The 17043-nt window shown below is 36.2% G+C and carries 10 protein-coding genes; 2 read left to right on the top strand and 8 right to left on the bottom strand.

Annotated elements, in window-relative coordinates; genetic code table 11:
• Nucleotides 1-33: 33 nt before the first annotated feature.
• From A3EM_RS0123895 to A3EM_RS0123875, 4 genes are all read right to left on the bottom strand, one after another.
• Nucleotides 34-951, bottom strand: coding sequence for a metal ABC transporter solute-binding protein, Zn/Mn family (locus A3EM_RS0123895; protein WP_026210554.1), 918 nt, complete (start codon nt 949-951; stop codon nt 34-36).
• A 180-nt stretch (nt 952-1131) separates the two neighbouring features.
• Nucleotides 1132-2463 carry a DEAD/DEAH box helicase gene (locus A3EM_RS43500; RefSeq protein WP_020530782.1) on the bottom strand — a complete coding sequence of 444 codons (1332 nt, stop codon included), beginning with the start codon at nt 2461-2463 and terminating at the stop codon, nt 1132-1134.
• 626 nt (nt 2464-3089) lie between these two features.
• A complete protein-coding gene (locus tag A3EM_RS0123880) occupies nt 3090-5126 on the bottom strand; it encodes an alpha-ketoacid dehydrogenase subunit alpha/beta (protein ID WP_020530780.1) in 2037 nt (678 codons plus the stop codon).
• A gap of 144 nt (nt 5127-5270) precedes the next feature.
• The gene (locus A3EM_RS0123875) at nt 5271-6260 is read right to left on the bottom strand and encodes a beta-ketoacyl-ACP synthase III (RefSeq protein WP_020530779.1); all 990 of its coding nucleotides are present in this window, start codon (nt 6258-6260) and stop codon (nt 5271-5273) included.
• 465 nt (nt 6261-6725) lie between these two features.
• Between A3EM_RS0123875 and yaaA the strand changes: the two genes are divergently transcribed.
• Nucleotides 6726-7493 (top strand): peroxide stress protein YaaA, encoded by a 768-nt coding sequence (gene yaaA, locus A3EM_RS0123870; protein ID WP_020530778.1) that lies wholly within the window; start codon nt 6726-6728, stop codon nt 7491-7493.
• 137 nt (nt 7494-7630) lie between these two features.
• Here the strand turns inward: yaaA and A3EM_RS0123865 are convergent, their stop codons facing one another.
• Nucleotides 7631-8356 (bottom strand): metallophosphoesterase family protein, encoded by a 726-nt coding sequence (locus A3EM_RS0123865; protein ID WP_020530777.1) that lies wholly within the window; start codon nt 8354-8356, stop codon nt 7631-7633.
• 381 nt (nt 8357-8737) lie between these two features.
• Between A3EM_RS0123865 and A3EM_RS0123860 the strand changes: the two genes are divergently transcribed.
• Entirely contained in the window at nt 8738-11866 is a 3129-nt protein-coding gene (locus A3EM_RS0123860; protein WP_157638051.1) for a CHAT domain-containing protein, read from the top strand.
• Nucleotides 11867-11894: 28 nt separating this feature from the next.
• Here the strand turns inward: A3EM_RS0123860 and A3EM_RS48375 are convergent, their stop codons facing one another.
• The 3 genes from A3EM_RS48375 to A3EM_RS0123845 form a co-directional block, all read right to left on the bottom strand.
• Nucleotides 11895-12020: a hypothetical protein gene (locus tag A3EM_RS48375; protein ID WP_020530775.1), complete on the bottom strand. Its 126-nt coding sequence runs from the start codon at nt 12018-12020 to the stop codon at nt 11895-11897.
• Nucleotides 12021-12303: 283 nt separating this feature from the next.
• A complete protein-coding gene (locus A3EM_RS0123850) occupies nt 12304-13764 on the bottom strand; it encodes a sodium:solute symporter (protein WP_020530774.1) in 1461 nt (486 codons plus the stop codon).
• 191 nt (nt 13765-13955) lie between these two features.
• The gene (locus tag A3EM_RS0123845; protein WP_020530773.1) at nt 13956-16994 is read right to left on the bottom strand and encodes a PD40 domain-containing protein; all 3039 of its coding nucleotides are present in this window, start codon (nt 16992-16994) and stop codon (nt 13956-13958) included.
• Nucleotides 16995-17043: the final 49 nt, after the last annotated feature.

Here is a 17043-nt window from a genome sequence, read left to right as displayed (position 1 = left end):
TTACTGTATTAAGAAATTCCTCTAATTTAGGTTTTATTTCAATGAAGAAACAATGGCATTGACATTGGATTTTACCATGCCAATATAGGTGCCTTCTTCAGTACCTTCTTCGCCCATGGCATCGGAAAATAAAGTTCCTCCAATTTTAACTTCATGTCCATTTTCTTTACAACCTGCTACCACCTTTTCAAGCGATTTGGAAGGAACGGAAGTCTCTACAAATACTGCTTTAATTTTCCTGGAAGAAATGAAGTTTACCAGTTCAGTTACATCTCTAAGGCCAAATTCAGAAACAGTGGATATACCCTGAAGGCCTTTTACCTGTATATCATATGCCAGTCCAAAATAACCAAATGCATCGTGTGCAGTAATCAACACTCGGCCATTTTCAGGAATTTTTTGAATCTCTGTTTTCACCCAATTATCCAGTTCAGAAAGTTTGGCTAAATACGTTTCTGTATTTTTCTGGTAAACCGATTTATGATCAGGATCAAACTCGATGAGTTTTTTAGAAATTTGGTTAACAGCTGCTTTCCAAAGACTTACATCAAACCAAATATGCGGATCATAGGCCTGAGCACCATCATCCGGAGCTTTTAATTTATCTTTGGAAATCCCCTCGCTTACCGGAAATACAGGTTTTTCCCGGGCATATTTTTCGAATACTTCTACCATTTTCCCTTCCAGATGTAATCCATTGTAAAAGACCACATCGGCTTGTCTTAATTTCGATAAATCTCCGGGAGTGGGTTTGTATAAATGCGGATCAACTCCGGGTCCCATCAAACCCTCTACCGTGGCCAAATCTCCGGTTATGTTGGCTACAGCATCTTTTATCATTCCGGTAGTGGCCACAATGTAAAGTTTTCCGTTTTCTTTTTTATTTTCTTCTTTTCCGCAACTAAATAAAATCAGCGAAAAAAGTATAGTGAAGTAAAACTGAATTTTCATAGCAGGTTTAAAAAATATTAGGTTATTCATTGAATAGTAAATAAAATCAATACCCAAATTTTTGATTTTTGTTTAATGAAACAAATATAGATTTAAAATCAAGTTTAGACAAGTCTAAATTTAATTTTAATAAAATCTAAATATGAAGGAGTGGCTTTAATTCAAGAAAGTGAGTCCTTTTTATCGTCTCCTTTTATTTTTACGGTTTCCGCTTTTCTTTTTCTTGTTTAAGGCTTTAAGATAGGGACTGTCTTTTTTCCTTTCCTTTTTTTCATGAAAAGCTCCTTTAAAGCCCGGGTTTTCCCGTCTTTTCTGGTGATCAATCTCCTTATTAATTTTTTGTCTTTCTTCCTTGGTCGTAGGCAGAATTTCCAGGTTTGCCGGCAAATCCTCTACGGGAATCTGCATTCTGATGATTTTTTGGATTTTTCCAATATGGTATTTTTCAGCAGGATTACAGAAAGTCAGGGCAGTCCCCGTATTATTGGCTCTTCCGGTTCTTCCTATTCTGTGGACATAATCTTCATAAATTACAGGCACATCAAAATTAATTACATGTGAGACACTGCTGACATCGATTCCCCTTGAGGCCACATCAGTAGCTACCAAAGTTCTCACTTCCCCATCCTTAAAACTATCAATGGCATTTATTCTGGAATTCTGACCTTTATTGGCATGTAAAACTCTTGTTTCTCCTTTGCCTTTTCTCGAAAGAAATTTGAATATATTATTTGCGTGCTCCTTCGATTTGGTAAATATGATTACCCGGGAAAATGTTTCTTCATCTGCTAGCAACTCCCCAAGAAGGTTAATTTTGGTGAGGAAATTCGGGATATAATAGAGCTTTTGTTCCACTAATTTTGCCGGAGTGGCTTGTGGCGTGACTTCAATTCTTTCGGGAAATTCCAAAAACTCTTCTGACAGGGTAACTACTTTATCGGGGAGTGTGGCGGAAAAAAGGAGGTTCTGTCTTTTTCTGGGAATGACTTCCAAAAATTTTCTAATTTGAGGCATAAATCCCATGTCCATCATCCGGTCGGCTTCATCCAAAACCATTACCTTCAATTGTTTGAAAACGAGTTCTCCTTTGAGGTAAATGTCCATGACCCTGCCTGGTGTTCCCACCAAAATATCAACTCCCTTCTGGATTTCTTCAATCTGGGTTTTGGGTCCAATTCCTCCATACACACAAACATGCCTAAGGTCTGTATATTTCGCCAGTTCTTTTATTTCCCGATCAATTTGAATAACAAGTTCTCTTGTTGGGGCTAAAATCAGGGCCCTAGGATCATTCCCCTGCGCATATTTTATTTTCATCAGGATAGGCAAAACAAAAGCTGCAGTTTTCCCTGTTCCTGTCTGGGCTATTCCAAATAAATCCTGACCAGCCAAAATTCTGGGAATAGCCTTTTCCTGAATAGGAGAGGGTTTGGTAAATCCCATGTCAGCAATGGCATTGAGTAATTGTTTGTTAAGCTTAAAATCTGAGAAAGTCTTTTCTTCTGTGGCCATAAATGTATGATTCGGAATTTCTGCTTTTGGAATTACAGTTTTTAAAAATGCAAAGTTAAGGAAAAAGATAGGGATTGGAAGTTGGGTTTTAGAAGCTAGATGTTAAGAGGTTAGAAACTAGATTTTAGAAATCACCTACTACCTTAAATATTCTCGCTGGTTCAGGTTTGCAACCTGGAACTTGTTAATTAGATTGGAAAGATTTAGAAGAAGTCTGTGACTTCGGTGAGTTTTTGGTAAGGTATATTTTTAACGAGATATAATAATTTGATATGAGATTTAAACCCAAAAATAAGATCAGTAGATGGACTGGCTTAATGGCATTTATAGGTTTTGGTTGGATTTTAATGGGAGTTCATTCTTTATTTTCAGAAAAAAAACATGGGTTAGATTGGTTAATAATACTTTTGGGAGCGTTACTTATTTTTAATTATTATTTTTTTAAAAGAAAAAGATAATTGAATATGTGATTTTTTTGAAATGGCTTATAATTTTATGCTGTTTTTGATTTGTAACTTCAGTAATTTCCAGTTACAAACTGTAAATTATTAATAGATTTAAGTTTTAAAACTTAAACCATATTGCGTTTGATTTTTTTTATTTTGATTATCAGTAAGTTAAATATTTTAATACTCCATCAATTTCCTAATCTTTTCCCTCAATCTATCTTTGGGCAAAAATTGATCCTCTAGTTTGGCTGCAAAAGGCACGGGAGTGTCCAGGCTTCCTTCCCGCATTACCGGAGCGTCAAGAAATTCAAAACAGTTTTCTGCTATCCAGGCGGCAATTTCCCCAGAGAAACTTCCGGTGAGGCAATCTTCATTGCAAACCAGAACCTTATTGGTTTTCATCACAGAAGCCTTAACTGCTTCCTTATCCCAAGGTATTAAGGACCTTAAATCAATAATTTCCATGGAAATCTCTGGGAATTCTTCTGCAATAGCTCTCGCCCAGTGTACTCCCATTCCATAGGTAATTATAGATAAATCAGTTCCCTGAGTTACTACATGGGCTTTTCCAATTGGTATTGTATAAAAATCATCAGAAACTTCTTCCGAAATAGAGCGGTACAATGCTTTGTGTTCAAAATATAATACAGGGTTTGGGTCTTCAAAAGCACTAGCCAAAAGTCCTTTGGCATCGGTTGGTGTTGAGGGATAAACCACTTTTAAACCCGGAGTGTGTGTAAACCAGGCTTCATTGGATTGGGAATGGAAAGGGCCTGCTTTTACTCCGGCTCCTGTGGGCATTCTCACCACCACATCGGCATTTTGCCCCCAGCGGTAATGTGATTTTGCAAGGTTGTTAATGATCTGATTGAATCCACAGGTAACGAAATCTGCAAATTGCATTTCTACCATGGTTTTATAACCTTTTATAGAGAGCCCTAAAGCTGCCCCCAAAATGGCTGATTCGCAAAGTGGTGTATTCCGAACCCTGTCTTTACCAAACTTTTCTAAAAATCCTTCTGTAATTTTGAATACTCCGCCATATTCAGCAATATCCTGACCCATCAATACCAGGTTTGGGAATTTTTCCATTGCCTGATAAAGTCCCTTGGATATAGCATCTACCAATCTGATATTTTTCTTTGCAGCTGGTAAAGGCTTTTCAATGGTTTGTGGGGACGGTGCAAAAAGGTCGGCCAGTTCACTTTCTTCACTGGCTTCAGCTAAAGGTTCTTCGAATGCAAGGGAAAGGCCTTCTTCTATTTCTTTTTTAATGCCTGATTTTATTTCTGAAATTTCCCCATCGGAGATGATCTTATTTTCTAAAAGAAAAGTCTCATAATTCTGCACAGGATCTTTGGCCTGCCATTCTTCCATCAATTCCTCCGGAACATATTTAGTCCCTGAAGCTTCTTCATGACCTCTCATCCGGAAAGTTAAAGCCTCTACCAAAATTGGTTTGGAACCTGAAATGGCTTTTTCCTTCGCTCTCTGTATGGTATAAATCATCTCCAGAAGATTATTGCCATCTACCTGAAGGGCTTCCATGCCATAACCAATGGCTTTATCCGAAATACTAGCGCACCGGAATTGCTCATTATTTGGTGTGGAAAGTCCATAACCATTATTTTCTACCAGAAAGATTACCGGTAAATCCCACACCGCTGCCACATTAAGAGCTTCATGAAATTCCCCCTGGGAAGTGGCTCCATCTCCCGAAAAGGCAATTGTTACTTTTTGATTATTCTCCAATTTGTTGGCCAGTGCGATCCCATTGGCTACCGAAAGTTGGGGACCCAGGTGGCTGATCATTCCTACAATATGATGTGCATTTGAACCAAAGTGAAACGAACGGTCACGACCTTTGGTAAACCCTGATTTTTTCCCCTGAAACTGAGCGAAAAGGCTGGTTAAGGGAATATTTCTGGAAGTGAATACTCCCAGGTTACGGTGCATAGGCAGGATATACTCCTCAGGGTCTAATGCCAGTCCAACACCCACGGCAATGGCTTCTTGTCCTATTCCGGAAAACCATTTGGTGATTTTCCCCTGTCTGAGCAGGATCAGCATTTTTTCTTCTATAAGGCGGGGCTTGATCAGGGCTTTATAGATCATTTTTAATGATTCATCAGAATGCGATTCACCGGAATGCGATTCCCCGGAATATTTTTTTCTGTCAAACCGGATGGCATTATATTGATTGATTTCAGGCATGTGATTATTGGTATATTGGTGGTGTGTGTTAATTAATTAGTTAGTCAGGCAATTTTGGAAAAAAGTCGGAAAACAAAAAATCCCGAAGCTTTACTTTCGGGATTTTTTTAAATATTTTTTGTAAAAAGAGCTGTTTCAATTGCCTCAATAAGCCCATGTTAAATAGGTAGCTCCCCAGGTGAAACCACCTCCAAAGGCAGCCATCACCAGATTGTCTCCTTTTTTAAAGTCTTTTTCCCATTCCCACAAACACAAAGGAATGGTTGCTCCAGTGGTATTGCCATATCGCTCGATATTCATGGTCACTTTGTCCATCCCAATTCCCATTCTATTGGCGGTTGCCTCTATAATTCTTTTGTTGGCCTGATGTGGAACCAGATACGCAATATCATCACCTTTCAGGTTGTTTCTTTCCATTATCTCGGCAGCAGCATCAGCCATTCTGGTTACAGCAAATCTGAAAACGGCTTTTCCTTCCTGATAGAAAAAATGATCTTTTTTCATTAATTTTTCAGGTGTTACGGGTTCAATGGAGCCATGCCCTTTTACTCTGAGCAAATCCTTTCCTTCTCCGTCAGATTTTAGAATGGCATCCTGTAAACCATATCCTTCGGTGTTGGGCTCAAGTAGGACTGCACCAGCACCATCACCAAACAAAATACAGGTAGCCCTGTCTGTATAATCCATTACGGAGGACATTTTATCGGCCCCAATTACGATCACTTTTTTACTTCCGCCAGACCGGATAAAATTGGCTCCTACTTCAATGGCATATAAAAATCCTGAGCAGGCCGCAGCCATATCAAAACTGTATGCATTTTTAATTCCAATTTTATCGCAAACCAGATTTGCGGTGGATGGAAATAGCATATCGGGCGTAGAAGTAGCCACAATAACCCCATCAATTTCGTCAGGTTTAACTCCCGTCTTTTCCAGTAAACCTTTCACTGCCTCTGCAGCCATTACAGAAGTACCCTGTCCTTCTCCTTTCAGAATTCTTCTCTCCTTAATTCCAGTCCTAGTGGAAATCCATTCATCGGTTGTGTCAACCATGGTTTCCAATTCCTTGTTATCCAGAATATAGGGAGGAACCCAGCCGTGAACCCCGGTAATTGCAGCTGTTACTTTATTCATAAAAAAATATTTTTGTCAAATGTTTTTATTTGCCAGGCCCTCTTAACAATTCATTCCAGTGCTTTGACTAAATATCAACAAAGAATAAAAATAAAAATGTGTCTTAAAAAATGCTTTGTTCTAAAAATTTTCCTCAAAATTGCTTTCAGATTTACAATTTTCCAAAATTAAATAGAATTATGCCTGCTGATGCTTTATTTTGAGCGACTGAAAAAGTTTTATAGCAAACTCCAACTGTTTGAAGTAGGAAAAACCATTGTAAATCATTCAATTTTATGTGACAATTAATTTACAGGACTCTCTACTTAACCTTTGACAGCTATAAATGATTTATATGCAAAATTAGGCATATAAAACTTTAATAATTGTGTAATTAAATTTAAAAATACCCATTCACCTCAACTGATTTAAAATAAGCCAAAATTGCTTGTAACAAATTGGTAGAGCGACTTAATTTATTCGTAAATGTTAATTTTAATATCACCTGCAAAAACGCTGGATTTTACCGCAAATAATTTGACTGATACCAGTTCTCAACCTGTGTTTCAGGAAGAATCGGAAATATTAATTAAAAAACTCAGAACTTTTTCCCGAAAAAAAATAGGGGAATTAATGAACATCAGTCCACAGTTGGCTGAGTTGAATTACGACCGCTACCAAAACTGGTCTCCTGAATTTAAAGTTCCCGCTGCCAAGCAGGCAGTTTTAGCCTTTAAAGGAGATGTTTACCTGGGGCTTCAGGCGGAAACATTTGTACAGGAAGATTTTGATTTTGCCCAAAAACATCTCCGCATATTGTCTGGCTTGCATGGCTTACTAAAACCGCTGGATTTGATCAGGCCTTACAGGTTGGAAATGGGTACTCAATTGCCTGTAAGAAGGAAGAAAAACCTATATCAGTTTTGGGGGGATAAAATTACAGATACTTTAAATTTCTTTCTGGAAAATGAAGAGGAACCAGTGGTGATTAATCTGGCTTCAAACGAATATTTTAAATCGGTAAACCTCAAAAAGCTTAAAGCCACAGTAATTACTCCAGTCTTTAAAGATTTTAAAAATGGAGATTATAAAGTGCTGAGCTTTTTTGCCAAAAAAGCAAGAGGATTTATGTCTGCATATGCGATTAAAAACAAACTTACCAATCCCGAAAATTTAAAATTATTCCAGGAAGAAGGTTATAGTTATAATGACTTGATGAGTAATGGAAATGAGTGGGTTTTTACCAGAGGTTAAAACTAATACTTGTTAATATTTTTGTGGTTTTTAGCAAAAAAGTCCTGTGAAATATTTGAATTGTACAAATATTAAAGATTTCTCAAAAGTTATTCACATAGTTACCAACATTTGTGGATAACTTTTTCTTGCTTTTTTCAATCAATTTTATATTGGGAAATTAATTCGAAAGTATCCAGGTTAAGGCATAATAATTTTCCATAATCGGGATAAACTGTTGACCTGAAGTCACTTCCAAAAACACAGCCATTGTCGAGTGGAATTAATGGCTTTTTATTTTGTATGGCCTCTTCAATTTCAGAGAAAGCAGTTGGGGTATGGCCATAAATTATTTGTTTTCCTTTGGCTAAATTTTCATCGTAAAAATAATTTCGAATCCATACCATCTGATAGATATTTTCAAAAGGAGATGCAGAAGAAAAGTCAAACCCTGCATGAACGAGAAAGCAATTTTCTAATTCAAAAAAATAAGGCAGACTCTTCATGAACTTTAGGTACCTGGATTTTACCCTTCCCATAGAATTGAGCAGGTCAGTGGCATAGTTTTCTTCGGCATATTGACCTAAAAATTTAGGCGCATTTTTTCCCTCAAAATCAATATAAATTTCTTCATGATTTCCCCTTAATGGAAATACCTGATATCCATCCTCCATTAATTTTAGGATGTAATCAATAACTCTGGAACTTCCCGGCCCGCGGTCTACATAGTCCCCTAAAAGAAACAACTGATCTTCAGGTGTAAGTCCAATTTTTGAAATTAAAGCCTTGAAGGTATGAAAGCATCCATGAATGTCCGAGGTTACCAATCTCCTTTTTTTTGATAAAGGTATTGAATGTGTGATATTAAAATCATTTTCGTTCATAAATAACTTTGCATTTAGAATTTATCTGGGTTTTGGGGGAAAAGGGAAAATCAACCATTGAGTTGAGCTTTAAAATGAAAAAAATCTCCTATTTTTAACCTTAATTACCCATTTAAGTTCAAAAAATCATGATTATTACGAGTTGTGGTGAATGTAAATAAAAATGCTCAATTTCTTTTCAGAGTCTTCTCTTGGGAGAACCCCTGAAAAAGGATAAAGTTCAACATTAAACAAAGGGACGCGAAAAGGCAGACCCTGCTGAGCATTACTTTAACTATATCATAGGATCACCGCAAATTGTTACTATCAGAGAAAATTAATAGCTAGCCAAAAAAACTAACGCGATTAGTTGCTATAATTCATTGACCAAAATCAACCACCTTGAGTATACCATTAAAATTAGTTGCTGCATTTTTTTTGCTTATTTATTCTCCCTTATCCAAGGCAAGTGTAGGAAGCATCACCTTTGACTTTGAGGAATCCGATAAATCAGCAGAGGAAAGAACCATCACCCAACCTTATGAATTTGCTCATCCTTATCTCGCAATGGGAGATTCTTTGAATAAAATCAAAGATTATGAAGGTAGCATTAAGGCATATAGAAAGGCAGAAAAACTGTTCAGAAAAGAAAAAAACTGGGAAGGAGAAATCAATGCTATATTTGAAATAGGTATTTGCTATTTTGAAGACAGGAAATTTGAAGAGGCGATTGAAATTTTTGAAGAGGGGGAAAGCATTTGTAAGGAAAAATTGCCTAATCATTCTGGACTTTTATCTGCTTTAATTTTTTTTAAGGGAAGTTGCTATCGCTATATGAAAGAGGGTGATCTTGCCCTGGAAGAATTACAGAAATGTTTAGCAATAAGACTAGATGCCTATGGCAAATGGAATTCAGCCACGGCAAGAACCTATATAGAAATAGGAAATGTCTATCAATTTGTGTTGGGTAATTTTTATAAGGCAGAGCAAAATCACAAAACCGCATTGGATATTTTAGAAACCAAAGGCCTGGAACCCAAAGCAAGTTTGAAATTCAGACTTTTTTTTAATTTAAGTAATTCTACAAAAGGAAAACATGATAATCACAAAGCCTTGATTTATGCTCAGAAAGCATTAAACCTTTTAGAATCGGGAGAATATAATAATGAAGCGTACAAAAAATATTGTTATCATCTTATCGCCCAGTGTTATAGTAATTTAAATGATTTTGATAACTCAAAGTTGTTTTTTGAGAAAGCTATAACTACCCATCAAGTCCAAGACATTAAAAATGACTTTTTGTTAGCAACATATTTTAATGGATTAGGGCAATTATTTAAAAAGAGTAAAAAGCACAAAATTGGATTGAAATATTTTCATAAAGCCCGATACATATTGGAAAAGATCAACAAAAAAGAGCTTTATGTAAAAAAAGAATTGGGAAATATATATCAAAACTTGGGAAATACTTTTCTTTATGGAAGCGATAAGAATGACCCAATAGAAAGAGTGCTAAAAAAAGATTCTAGTCTATTTTATATTAAGAAGACCATAAGGTTGAGGGAGGATTATTTCTCTAATGAAAATAACTTTGGAAGTTCTTCTTATTTTTTACTTGGAGATTATTTTTATAATTGGGATGTGCTGGACAGTGCTTTCCATTATACCAATTATGCATTAAGTTTTTTTATTAAGGATAAAGAAAAACAGGAAAATGAAAACTTATATATTGAAGACTTAGATATTAGCGTACTAAGTTTGACTGTTTTAAGAAATTTATTAAGAACTTCTTTTTGGATTTATAAGGAAGACCCACACAATAGTCTTGATTACCTACACAATTCCTACAGGCTTGTTAAAATTGCTGATCAAATGTTGACTGAGCTCAGTGGGAATCTTCAGCGAGAAGATGATCAGTTGGCTTTAAATGAGGAAAATAAACAAGTCTATGAATATGGTTTAGCTGGATTGTGGGAGTTGCAAAAGTTATATCCAAAAGAACACAAATACAAGAAAGAATTTGTGGAAATGATGGCAAAAAGCAAAGCCAAACTGTTGTCAAAAGCTTTTGCCAAGGCGGAAAGTATAAATCAATTAGGTTTACCCACTGACTTGACAGAAAAGGAAAAAAATTTAGAATATGAAATTTCGTATTACCATGATTTGCTTAAAAAAATAACTGAGAAATCAAAAAAGGCTGCAATTTATGATTCTTTGTTCCAATTGGACAAAGCAAAAGAGAGTTTGCTATCTCAATTTCAAAAGCATTACCCTCATTATTATCAGGTTAAATATCAGGATAGAAAGGTATCCATTGAAGAATTGCAAATGTTTGCAGTTCAAAATAATGCTTTAATCATTGAATACTTTTGGGGAAGAGATTATAACTATGGGATGGGTATCTCTGCCTCAGGAGTGGAAATATTTAAAATTGACAGTAAAGTTGAATTTAATGTTTTAGTTTATTTGTCCTCGCTTGCAAATGGCTTAAATGGCACCAATGCCCAAAAGACCTATGAAACTTTTACTTCAAATTCGAGTGCCTTGTATGAATCGCTTGTGGCTCCTGCCTTTGGAAAAGATAAGATTGATAAATTGATCATCATTCCTGATGGAGTTTTGGCCTATATTCCATTTGAGTCCCTTATTTCCAAAAAACCTCAATCCAGGATTTTGGATTATAAAAACCTCAAATATCTTATCAATGAATATACCACAAGTTATGTCTATTCAAGTGATTTTTTATTGAAAAGCACAACTAAACCTGGTGGTGCTCCAGAAGTTTTGGCCTTTAGTTTTACTGACCCCAAAGAACTAACAGGAAACACAGAGCCTGCTGCATACAGGAGAAATCTGGGAATGCTTTTAGGAGCCCCAATGGAGATCATGGCTATATCCAAAATGTTTGAAGGCAACTATTTTATGGGGGAAAATGCCACAGAAAAGAATTTTAAGCAAAAGGCAAAGGAGTTTGATATCATTCATCTGGCTATTCATGGCTTTGCTGAAAGAGGTAATAATGGAGAGGCTTATTTGGTTTTTAGGGATAGTCTGGATGGAGAAGAAGATGGGGTTTTATATGATTATGAACTGTATAATTTGAATCTAAATGCCAGTTTAACCTTTTTAAGTGCCTGTGAATCAGGGGTAGGGAAAGTTCAAAAGGGAGAGGGAGTATTAAGTATGGGGAGAGGTTTTGCTTATGCGGGCTGTCCTTCTATCATCATGAGTTTGTGGCAGGTACATGATAAATTTGCCCTTGAAATTGTTGATGAATTTTATAAAAATATAAATGAACAAAAACTTGTAAATGAATCTCTTAGGAATGCCAAATTAAGATATTTGGAAAAGGCAGATGAAAGGACTGCTCATCCGGCTTACTGGGCACCTTTGGTTTTTGTGGGAAAACAAGATTTAAAATATGGGAATAATTTCAAAAATATTTATTTTTCGATAGGGATTTTAGGGATGGCCATTATAGTCGGATTTCTTTTCCAGAAAAAAAGTAAAAGCAAAAAAAAGCAGCCCTAAGGCTGCCGGAATTATAATTTTTAGGTTTTTAATCGTCACCATTAGGTGGTAATTCAACATCTCCCCCTCCCCCTGTTGGGGTATCATCCCCGTCAGGTATTCTGTTGATTAGGTTTAAGCTTAATTTTTCGTTAGCGTTTTTTAAGTAATTCATAAATTGGAAGTTTTTGGTATTAAATAGGTTTTGGGTTCTTTAACCCAAGTTGTTAAAAATTATTATTGTTATTAGGTAGATGCTGATTTTGAAAGGGTTATAGATGTAACTAAAAGCAAGTCATTTCTACAACTTAATGAAAAAATGTTACAAATAAAATCTTGTTATCATTTACGCATCCAGTGACTTCAGGTTAGATTTTAAATCCTTTATTAAAATTCATTAACTATAAATGTTGTTTCAAATAAAAAAAAAGCACTTTAGCAATTGAAATTCATTATTATCATTTTTTCCTCAATAAGAACAGGCCAATAAATGTTAATGCTCCATTGACAATCAGAATTTCAAAACCAAATATGTACCCGCCAAACCATACTTCAGAGTTGGCATTCAGGATATAAGAGATAATGGGAGTAGCCAGGCAAAGTGGAAGCACAAATTTATCCTTTACTTTATATTTTGTAAATAGTCCAAAAGAAAATAAGCCTAGTAAGGGTCCATAGGTGTAGCCAGCTGCCCGGAAAACTGAGTTAATTACACTGTCATCGTTGATTTTATTAAAAATAAAAATCGCTAAAAACAGAATTACCGAAAACCCTATGTGAACAATCATTCTTGTTTGTTTCCTTTTTTCTTCTGGCAGTTTATCAAAATTTAGAAAATCCACACAAAAGGCAGTAGTCAGTGAGGTAAGGGAGGAGTCGGCACTGGAATAAGCCGCAGCTGTAATGCCCAATAAAAATATTACTCCTGCCAGAAGATTGAAATGATTGATGGCCAGGTTAGGGAAAAGTTTGTCTGTGCTAAGGAGTTTTCCTGTTTCTTCATTGATGGCCAAAACAATTCCCTGATCTTCGGCAAAAACGTAAAGCAAAACTCCCAGACTAAGGAATAGCAAATTTACAAAAACCAGTGTGATGCTAAACCAAAGCATATTTTTCTGGGCTTCCCCAATATTCTTGCAAGTGAGGTTTTTTTGCATCATGTTCTGGTCCAGGCCGGTCATCACAATAGCGATAAATGCACCTGAAAAAAATTGTTTGAAGAAGTTATTGCCCGGTTTCCAGTCCCAAATGAAGATTTTGGAGTAATCAGAATTTCCAACCTTATCCATCACCTGGTTGAAGGACAGGTCAAGTTGTTGGGCGATGATGTAAATACTGATGCAAACTGAAAGCAACATAAAAAAGGTCTGGAGAGAATCTGTCCAGACAATTGTTTTTATACCGCCTTTAAAGGTGTACAACCAAATCAGAATAATGGTAATTAAAACAGAAACTTCAAAAGGAACACCGAAGCTATCGAAAAAAGCGATTTGCAATACTCCGGCAACCAGAAAAAGCCGGAAAGAGGCACCTATTGTTTGGGAAAGTAAAAAGAAAAATGAACCAGTTTTGTAAGACCAAATTCCAAACCTGTCCTGTAGGTAGGTATAAATGGATACCAGATTCAGCCTGTAATACAAAGGCATAAGTACCGTCCCAATTACCAGATAGCCTAATAAATAGCCAAGCACAATTTGGAAATAAGTCCAGTCTGAATTACCAACTTCTCCTGGTACTGAGATGAAAGTAACTCCGGAAAGTGAAGCTCCTATCATTCCGAAGGCTACTAAATACCAGGGCGATTGTCTATTTCCCGTAAAAAAAGTGTCTGTATCAGCTTTTCGTGAGGTAAAATACGAAATACAAATTAAAAGAATAAAATAGCCAAAAATGACGCTAAATACCAGTGCTGGGCTCATTTGCTCGTTTGTTGTTATTGGTGATAAAGCCCGGTTTGCTTGATGCAAAGTCAGGCCGGTATCATAAAGATATTTTTCACAAAGGGGCGAAATTAATGGTTAAAGACCAAATGTCCGATCAATCTTCATTTAATTGCTAAAAAAAAGGCCTGTTAATTCAACAGACCTTTTTTCTGGCAAATGGAGTGACGTTAGTTTCCTCCTAAATTTTTGGGTAATCTTTTTCTTTTTTGAGTTGGCTTTCCGGAATATTCCAGCATAGAAGGATCACAAATACAATCCAGCACATATCCTTCCCTTCCTTTATAAACCAATTTAAATTCTGTTCTTCTGTTATAGTCATTTCGGCAACCATCAGGCCCATAGTGCTCATCCACCGGATATTCATAGGTGTAGGCACATTGCTTTATTCTGTTTTCAGCAATTTGGAAATTAGCGAGTGTATCCAAAATATAGGTTACAGCTGCCTGGTTTCTTCTGCCCGAAAGCGCTTTATTGTCATAATTGCCATCCAAAGGACACCTGTCAGTATGAGAACTTAACTTCAGGTCCAGGTGTGGGTATTTGTATAATACTTCTGCTACTTTGGTAAATTCCTTTTCTGGAATCACTTTCGCTCCATCTTTTTTATTGAACTCGTTTGTAGCGAAATTGTATCGAATATTTCGGATTAAAGTGATATTCTTTACAATTATCCCATTGAATTCCAACAGGCTTTTTAAGTTGGCCTGCACCACAGAGTCTTCCAGGTTTTTAATTTCAAAAGGATCAGATTGATCAAAAATCTGAACATTTGAACCGCTAAGTTCGGTGTTCCCTAAATAGTTGATTCCATTAGTGAAGAACAATTCATATAGTTTATCCTGTTGCAGAATATTTTGCTCGTTTAATTCATTTACATCTTTATCGAAATTGAAAAATACCTGTTGTTCTCCTTTTACATTAGCCAGAATAATTAATTCCACATTCGGGCTTCTATCCAGGTAAATATCAATTCTGATTACTCCATTTTCGGGAATTGAATCAAGATCAGAAGAGAAGCCTTTTCTCCCGGGTCTGTAACCCGGAGCACCGGCAAATGCATTAAATTTTTGGTTGAGGGCAAATTTGTCGTAGGAAGCTTTTCCCTCCTGATCTACTTTCAAAGGCACTCCAATGGGCATAGCTCCATCTTGGAACAGGCTAACTTTGGCTGTTGGAATAGGTAGTTTACTGTCTTCATCAAACACGTAAACTTCAATTTTCATTATCCTGAATTTATAGATGTCATCATCAATTTTTGTGGAATCACCTCTGTCTGATGAAAAATATCCGCATGAACCATTTTCATTGAGGATTAATGCAAAATCATCCCTTGGAGAGTTGATGGAATTTATGGAGTCTGTTTCATCTCCCATATTTACAGGTTCTGCAAATACATTATTATTGCTGATAACCGATTTGTAGATATCCAAACCTCCAAACCCTCCTGGCACATTACTGGAATAATATAAAGTGGCTACACTGTCTTTATCCAAGTGGTAAAATGGAAATACTTCATTGCCACTGGTATTAATGTTTTTTCCCAAATTTACCGGTGCCTCCCATTCTTTACTTTCAGGATTGTAATCACTATAGTATATATCTGAATTACCAAAGCTGGAAGGAATTGGTGCATCTGAAGAAAAATAAAGTCTGGTACCGTTATGAGATAGGGTAGGATGACCAATAGAGTACTTCTCATCGTTAAAAATATGGGCCTCTGGACCGGTAAATTTTATTTGATTGATGTTCCAGGCCACCGTGTCGCTTTCCCGTTCTGCCACAAAAAGTTTAAGCGTATTGATTTTTACTTTCTCAAAACCTTTTGTCTCTTTAAAGTTTTGTTGATTACTGAAAGTATTCCCGGTAAAAACCAGTTTATTCCAGGAACCGGGGAAAAAGGCCATACTTCCTTCATTATAATTTAGATCCCTGCTAACATTAATAAATCTGGATGGGAGGGTTTTAATGGTATCTTTCAGGTTCGAGAGGATATTTTCATTATTTTCAGGCAGGTGAAATCCTAATAAATCCTTTCTGTTGAGTTCAGAAACATATAAATCCAGGGTTGACCTTTCCTCTCCATTCAGTGTTTTAGTTTTTGTCCCGTCATTATTTCTGTCGGAAACAAAGATCAGGTGGTTATCCTTATAGATAACAGGTCCGAATTCAGAATCATCAGAGTTGATGGATTGTGTATTCAGTTTGTTTAATAAAAAGGTCTTGTTCTGTAAAAAGGCGCTCTTAGGTGCATTAGGATCTTCCTCCACCACTATGGTAAATTTGTCAAGCAGGCTCCTTGCTCCATAATACTTTCCACTTAGGTTCAATAATACCTGGGCATACCGAAAAACATCAATATCTTCCACTTTATTATTATCAGTGAGGTACATGCCATATTTGGATTCCAGGTTTTGTTCGCATCCATCAAAATTGGCATTAATGGTAATGACTGAATCCAGTTTTCGAATATCCTTTTCACTCAGGAATTTACTATACCATTCCAGGGCTTTTGCCATATCCCTGTTTCCCCAGTAGGATCGCGCTATTTGAATATCGTAAGGGTCCTTTATCTTTAGATTATCCCGGAGGGTTCTGTATAATCTTGCGGCTGATTCGTAGTCTTTGGCCTGACAATACATACTATCAGCGACTTCATTCAGATTTCTATGCTTTCCGTAAATCCGGGCATAATATTTTTTTGCAGTGGAGAAATTGTTAAGCTCTACAAAACATTCTGCCAGTTTTTGTGTCACCAAATGGGTGTGAGCAGTCAAGCCTGCTTTTTTCTCCATTTTAAGGATTTTTTTATACAGCCTGGCTGCTTTTTGGTAGTCTCTGTTGCGATAGAGGTAACCATCGGCAAAAGAAATATAGCCTTCAATATATTCTCCAGCTGGAACGGGATTGAATTTCTTTCTGGTTTTTAAAAACTTTTGATAATAAATTAGAGCAGGTTCATAATTTTCCTGCTTCGATAATTCATGGGAATAAGCCAGATAACCTTCAGCCAGTTTATTTGCCGTATTTTCGTCCTTCTTATTCTTACTATAAGCTTTTTCGTAATTTTTAAGTGCTACTTTAAATTCTCCCATTTTTAAAGCACTATCTGCCAAAGCAATTGCTCCGTTTGAATCCTGTGCAATGGTAAAGTGAGAAAATCCGAAGTTTATGCTGATTAATAAAATTAAGAATTGGAGTTTATTCATTCCTATTATTTTTGAGTTTTGTTAGTCAGGCTGGAGGAGAAAATATTTT

It is taken from the genome of Flexithrix dorotheae DSM 6795, assembly GCF_000379765.1.
GTDB lineage: Bacteria > Bacteroidota > Bacteroidia > Cytophagales > Flammeovirgaceae > Flexithrix > Flexithrix dorotheae.
This window is presented reverse-complemented; position numbering and strand designations above follow the sequence as displayed.